Here is a 5,799-nt window from a genome sequence, read left to right as displayed (position 1 = left end):
GCGAACGCTGTACCCACCGAGTCTAGAAAGCTCCCGGTGCCATCAGAGATATTACCCTTGAGAGGGGTAAACGGATTAAAGCTGATCGCAATTACATTAGCGCCATCGACCTGGGCATTCATGATCCAGGGCCTCCCACGTATGTGAACCGCTGGTATCCCTCGGCAGCTCTTTCGGTTATGAAAGGACCGCCTGGACCATCGTTAGCGTCTACGATCTTCCAGTCATCCCCGAGCCAGTGTACTACGCATGTATCAGTTCCCCAGCGTACTTGAGGGAGGAGGTTTACGTCAGAATTTTCGTAAGCTCCGAAGCTGGCCGAAGACCAAATAGACACGGTTACAGCGTCGAGCGTTTTCTGCTGAACCTCGAATCCGAGAATGCGAGAGTTGAAGCTGATTTTCGGATCGTTAATAGACGTTGCACCAAAGCTTGTTGCATTCTTTTTGTCAACTTCAATGATGCGATCTGCGAGTTTGCTTGCCGCTGCTGTTTCGGATATTGATGTCAATACTGCATGTATGTGCGATGGTTCCCGATTACGAGCGAATGAGTAGGCGGCGACGTAGTTGCCGCAGGCGCTTATGGCGCCGGCTTCGGTGTGGGGGTAGCCGACCGGAATCCCGAATTCGTTGGTGCGCGTCGGCATGCCCGGCAGTCCGAGCCCGGCCGGTGTCGCGGCGGGTTTCTGGGGCGGGTTGGTCCCGGGCTGGCTGGTACCGCTGTCGCTGGGTTTGGCCACGACGGCGGTGGACGCCTCCGCATCGGGCCGGGCGCTTCCCACCGGCTCGACCGGCGACCGGGCAACGGGTGCCTTCGATGCGGGAAGTAGATAGCGGCCGAGCAGGAGACCGACGATCAGCGCTACCACGCCGATTGCCGCCAGGAGGCCGACGAGACTGCGTGCATCCCAGTCAGGCTCGTTGACCAACGTCCCCTCCCTCGGTGTGACAGCCATGGACGTGCCTGCTCCGGCAACGACAGCCGACCCATCATCCCAATATCAGCCGGTCGGGATGGCAGGAACAGGTCAGAACGGCCACGGCGGGGGCGTCTGGTCGTGGTCCCCGGGGTCGAGGACCCGGACGACAGCCGGTCTGTCCAGCGCCTTGGGCTGGTCCGGGGTGCCGGACGACGCGGTCGCTCCGGTCGCGAGGAAGAAGTTGACGACGGCTGCCGCGGCCCCGACGAGGAAGGCGAGCCCGAAGCCGGCGAGCACACCGCTCTTGCCGATCGTCGAGGCGCGGTCGAGGCCCATCCGCTCGCCGAGCGCCCAGGCGATGCCGCCGAGAAGCACGGCAGCCACGGCTGCGATCACGGCATACGCGGCGAGGCCGTTGACGAGATCCTTGAGCGCGTTGATCCCAGGCGCTTTGGTGTCGTCGGGCTTGATCTGGACCTGGGCGAGGACGACCGTTACCTGCGCGGTCGCGGCTTGAACGATCATTGCTGTTCCCTTCCTGGGTTCAGGTCGGCGCGCAGATCGTCGGATGATACGCCCGGAACTGAGCTGCGATCATGTACGGCATGGCTGTGAACGGCGGTTGTGTCGTCGGTCTCATTGTTGTCGACGCCGATGTCGTCCGGCTCGCGGCACGCGTCAACGACGGTGGCGGCCAGCCGGAGAAACGCCCGCCGGCTGCGCCACCGCAGTCGGGAGAACGGAATCGGCACCGCGTTGCGCTGCCCTCGACCAGCGTTGTCTCCCCGCTTGGCGCTGTTTCCCGGATGGGTACGAGCTGCCTCCGTAACAGTGTCGTCCAGCCGCGCGTCATAGGGGATACGGACCATCGCATCGACCCGCCGAGCCAGCTTGGCCGCGGCAGACCGGGTCTGAGGCGACCATCGGCCGCGCCGGACCGATATTGCGGCGACGATCACGGTTGGCGGCGGGCCGCCAGGGTGCGTCCGAGGACCGCCTGAGCCGCGCAATGCGGCTGCCGCCTCGGCGAGATCGCCGGGGAGCGCCGGCACGACCAGAACAATGACGGCGGCTCCGCTGAGCGTGACCGAAGCCAGCGGCGAGGTCGGGTCGAGCGGGGCGTCGACGAGCACGAGCGGGTAGACCGGCTCCAGCGTGCTGAAGGCGGAGGCGAGTACCTGGGGGGTGAGCGGGCCGGGTACCCCGGCCGGCACCAGCGCGGGCAGAGGCGTTGCGGTGTGACCGGCCGGACTCGGTGCGCCAGCGCGTGGCCGGCCCGACGGGGGAGTTGCCGGCACGACGGGTTCGCTCGGCCGGCAGCCAGGCAGGACGTCCAGGCCTGCGCAGTCTTCACTCGGGTATGCGCCGTCGGTGCCACCGTTGATCAGCCAGCGGAGTTCGCCGACCGGTCGTGCCGCTCCACCCCGGCGGGCCCGATAGGAGATCGCGTCCGCGACGAGGTCGCTGACGGTCGCCGACGGGCATGCGCCGGCGCGCTCCGCAAGCGGGATACCGAACGCGGTGTCCATGCCGTGGTCCGTCGCGTCCGCGGTGCGCTCCAGATCACCGGAGAGGTCGACGGCGACCACGGGTTCAGCGCGGACACCTGCGAGCGTCATGCCGATCATTGCGGTGACGGTGGTGCGTCCCGAACCGCCGGTCAGCCCGGTGACCGCCACTCGCCAGGAGCCTTGCAGCGGTGCGGCGGCCCGGTCCGCGAGCGACTCCCGGATGGGGATCTCCTCCCACGGCTCCAGCGCGGCGACGTCATCCCACGGTTCCTGCCAGGGCCACAGCTCCTGACTGCTCCGGTGTTGGGACACCACCGCGGGTAGACGTGCGGACTCCGCCGGCTCAACCGGCTCAACCGGCTCCGCGGGCTCCGCGGGCTCCGCTGACGGTGCCGGCTCAACCGCCTGTGCCCGCGCTGCCGGCGCAGCCGCGGAAGCGGCATGAGTGCGCCGCCTTCTGCCGTCCAGGCGCACGACTGTGGGCCGGCCGTCGGTGGCATCCGGCGGGCCACTGACGGCCGGCTCTGGGTTGACGGCCGGCTCTGGGTTGACGGCCGGCTCTGGGTTGACGGCCGGGAGTGCGTTGACGGCCGGTGGGGGCGGCGGGGCCGGTTCCGGCGCCGCGGTCTGTTCGGGGATTTCGGTCTGTTCGGGGGTCACGGTCTGTTCGGTGATCACGGCCCTGGGGCTGTCGGCGGCCAGCAGGCCTGCCGTGTCATGGAGGAGGAAGGTCTCGGCCTGGCGGGGGTCGTCGACCGCGGCGCGGTCCTCGTCGTTCGGGCCACCGCGCAACCGGCGGCGCAGGCGACCGCCCGCCCGTCCTGCGCCCGCTGAGTCCTCACCGCCGGCGCCGGCGCTGGCACTGCCGGTCCCTGAGCCGGTAGCGGACCTGGGTGTCGGGATCGGGTCGGTGGGGGCCGCGCCACGGGTCGTCGAGGCCGGACGTGGGGTCGGCGCGGGTATGCGGGCACCGATCAGCGAGACGGGACGTGCGTCACCGTCCTCACCGTACGGTTCCTGCGATACATCGGTCACGCGCTGTCGACCTCCGTGGTAGTCTCCGGCTGGTTGATGCCTATTGCCGTTACTTGTGGTTAGTTGGTTCGAGCTTTGGACGGATCGATGTAACACGAGTAGTTCAAGTATGACAAGGCCCCTTCGGGGCTCGTCACGGTGCCTTGTATGGGTGTAACTTCCGGCGCCAGCGACGATGTGCTCGGGAAGGGGGTCGTCGCGTGGCACAGGAAGGCGTCCCGGTGGCGGCGTTGGCGACAGGCAGAGATCCTGCGGACGATGACGTGCTGACGGTCGACGAGCTTGTCGCGTGGTTGCGGCTCTCGGAGAGCACGGTGCTCAAGCTCCTGTCCGAACGGGAGATCCCGGCCCGAAAGGTGGGGCACCAGTGGCGCGTCCGCCGTGGCCGGGTCCGGGACTGGCTGGACGGCAGGGAGTGATCTGTCCTGGCTCGTCCGTTGAGTCGACGCCATCCCGGCGGGCGTCCAGGATGATCGTGCTCGTGATCGCGTTGCTGCTGCTGGCGGGTGGCGGGTCCGCCTGCTCGGCGATCCGTGACGTCGCGGCTCGGGCGAGCGCCGTCCCGCCCACGACCGGACCGCCGCCGGCCGCGAACGTGCCGCCCGGCCCTCCCCTCGCCACTGCCTCACCACCCGCCTCCACTCCGCTGGACACCCATGATCCTGCAAGTGTCGCCGCGGACTGCTTCGTGCGCTGGCAATCCTTTGACGCGCGGGCCGACAGCGGGCCGAACGCCGGCCTGCCGCGTGCCCGCGACTGCATGACCCCGGACTTCTTTACCCAGCTCAGTGGACAGGGCCTCGGTGACGACTCCGCGCAGGGACCGACCAGGGCATGGCTCGAACTGCAGGCGGCCGGCACCCGGTCCACCGTCGTCGTCCTGGCGACATCCCCGCTGGGCGGTATAGACACCAGGGCGACCGGTCGGGTGGTGCTGCTGCTCAACGTGCGGCGCACGACAGTGAGCGACCACACCGGCGGCCGGGTGGAGACGGTGTCCAACCCGCTCCTGACGTTGCTGCGCCAGACCGACGGCACCTGGCTCGTGGCCGCGGCGGATCTCGCGAACTCCTACGGCGACGCGCCGGGCCGGTAAGCCATGGCGTCGGGAGCCGGCCGGGTGCATCGGCGGCAGTGGCTGCTCTGGACCGGTGTGGGCCTCATGGGCTCCATCATCGCGTTCGTCTTCGTGGTCATGGCAGTAGTTGTGATCATTGCTGGCCCCTTCATCGGCAGCAACGGCTCCGGCCGGAGCAGGGTCATCACCAATGGGGACGGGATCCCGCCCGAGTACCTGCCAATGATCATCGATGCGGCGGCCAACGCCGGCTGCGGCGAGGTCACCCCGGCTGTGCTGGCCGCCCAGCTGCATCAGGAGTCCGGCTTCAACCCGACCGCCCAGTCCGGCGTCGGTGCGATGGGTATCGCCCAGTTCATGCCAGGGACGTGGGCGCTGCACGGTCATGGGGATGTGTGGAATCCGGCCGATGCCATCCCGGCCGCGGCCCGTTACGACTGCGCGGTGGCCGCGTCCGTGGCGTCGGTTCCCGGTGATGCGCAGGAGAACATGCTCGCGGCCTACAACGCGGGGCCCGGGGCCGTACTGGCCTATGCGGGTCTCCCGCCGTATCCGGAGACCCGCAATTACGTGCGGACCATCCTCGCGCGGGCGCAGGTCTACGGCGATTCCGTCGCGACCGGTGCCCCGGTGTCGGCCGCCGCGGTCGCTCCGGTGGTGGCATTCATGCGGTCCCAGCTCGGCAAGGCCTATGTGTGGGGCGCGACCGGGCCGGACACCTGGGACTGCTCGTCGCTGGTCCAGGCGGCCTACGCCCAGATCGGGGTGTCGCTCCCGCGGGTCACCGTCGATCAGATGCGGGCTGGCCCGGTCGTCTCCGGCGTCGATCCGCAGCCCGGTGACCTGCTGTTCATTCCGGGTGCGGACGGCACGCCCGCGGCACCCGGCCATGTCGGGATGTACGTCGGTGACGGGCGGGTGATCGCCGCGAAGGGCGCCCGCTGGGGCGTCGTCGAATCGGACCTGTCGGACTGGACGTCGATCGTCGCGGTGACCCGTCCGCTCGCCGGTCCGTGAGTGTGCGGGCGTCGTCATGCGACAGCGGTGACAAAGTGGGAGATTCCGTCCGCAATGCTTGCGAGCAGACTGACCGCCGACTGGACCAGACCGGCCGCGTCGGCGGGTGTGTTCGCAACGTAGAAGATCACAAAAGCGATTGCGCACACCGGTGCGAGCTTCTTCATGTCAGACCTCGCGGGGAAGACGGGGTGGACAGGCGCCGTCCACGATGACCGGAGCCTGTCGCTACTCAC

At 68.5% G+C, this 5,799-nt stretch carries 7 protein-coding genes; 3 read left to right on the top strand and 4 right to left on the bottom strand.

Features of this window, described 5'->3' with window-relative positions; genetic code table 11:
* Positions 1 to 118: 118 nt before the first annotated feature.
* The 3 genes from U9980_RS03145 to U9980_RS03135 all read right to left on the bottom strand — a co-directional run bounded on the left by U9980_RS03145 (position 119) and on the right by U9980_RS03135 (position 3,468).
* Positions 119 to 958, bottom strand: coding sequence for a hypothetical protein (locus U9980_RS03145; RefSeq protein ID WP_322766601.1), 840 nt, complete (start codon positions 956 to 958; stop codon positions 119 to 121).
* Between the two features lie 72 nt (positions 959 to 1,030).
* Positions 1,031 to 1,447: a DUF6112 family protein gene (locus tag U9980_RS03140; protein ID WP_322749536.1), complete on the bottom strand. Its 417-nt coding sequence runs from the start codon at positions 1,445 to 1,447 to the stop codon at positions 1,031 to 1,033.
* A complete protein-coding gene (locus U9980_RS03135) occupies positions 1,444 to 3,468 on the bottom strand; it encodes a hypothetical protein (RefSeq protein ID WP_322766600.1) in 2,025 nt (674 codons plus the stop codon). Before U9980_RS03135 ends, U9980_RS03140 begins: the two co-directional genes overlap by 4 nt.
* A 200-nt stretch (positions 3,469 to 3,668) precedes the next feature.
* Between U9980_RS03135 and U9980_RS03130 the strand changes: the two genes are divergently transcribed.
* The 3 genes from U9980_RS03130 to U9980_RS03120 are packed head-to-tail and all read left to right on the top strand — an operon-like array spanning position 3,669 to position 5,563.
* Positions 3,669 to 3,887, top strand: a complete 219-nt coding sequence (locus U9980_RS03130) for a helix-turn-helix domain-containing protein (RefSeq protein ID WP_322749537.1) — start codon at positions 3,669 to 3,671, stop codon at positions 3,885 to 3,887.
* Between the two features lie 50 nt (positions 3,888 to 3,937).
* Positions 3,938 to 4,564 (top strand): hypothetical protein, encoded by a 627-nt coding sequence (locus U9980_RS03125; RefSeq protein ID WP_322766599.1) that lies wholly within the window; start codon positions 3,938 to 3,940, stop codon positions 4,562 to 4,564.
* Between the two features lie 3 nt (positions 4,565 to 4,567).
* Positions 4,568 to 5,563, top strand: coding sequence for a bifunctional lytic transglycosylase/C40 family peptidase (locus U9980_RS03120; RefSeq protein WP_322766598.1), 996 nt, complete (start codon positions 4,568 to 4,570; stop codon positions 5,561 to 5,563).
* 14 nt (positions 5,564 to 5,577) lie between these two features.
* Here the strand turns inward: U9980_RS03120 and U9980_RS03115 are convergent.
* Positions 5,578 to 5,799, bottom strand: a 222-nt coding sequence (locus tag U9980_RS03115; RefSeq protein WP_322766597.1) for a hypothetical protein, incomplete at its 5' end; no start/stop codon positions are given.

Source organism: Protofrankia sp. Cr1 (assembly GCF_963555865.1).
Classification (GTDB): domain Bacteria; phylum Actinomycetota; class Actinomycetes; order Frankiales; family Frankiaceae; genus Protofrankia.
This window is presented reverse-complemented; position numbering and strand designations above follow the sequence as displayed.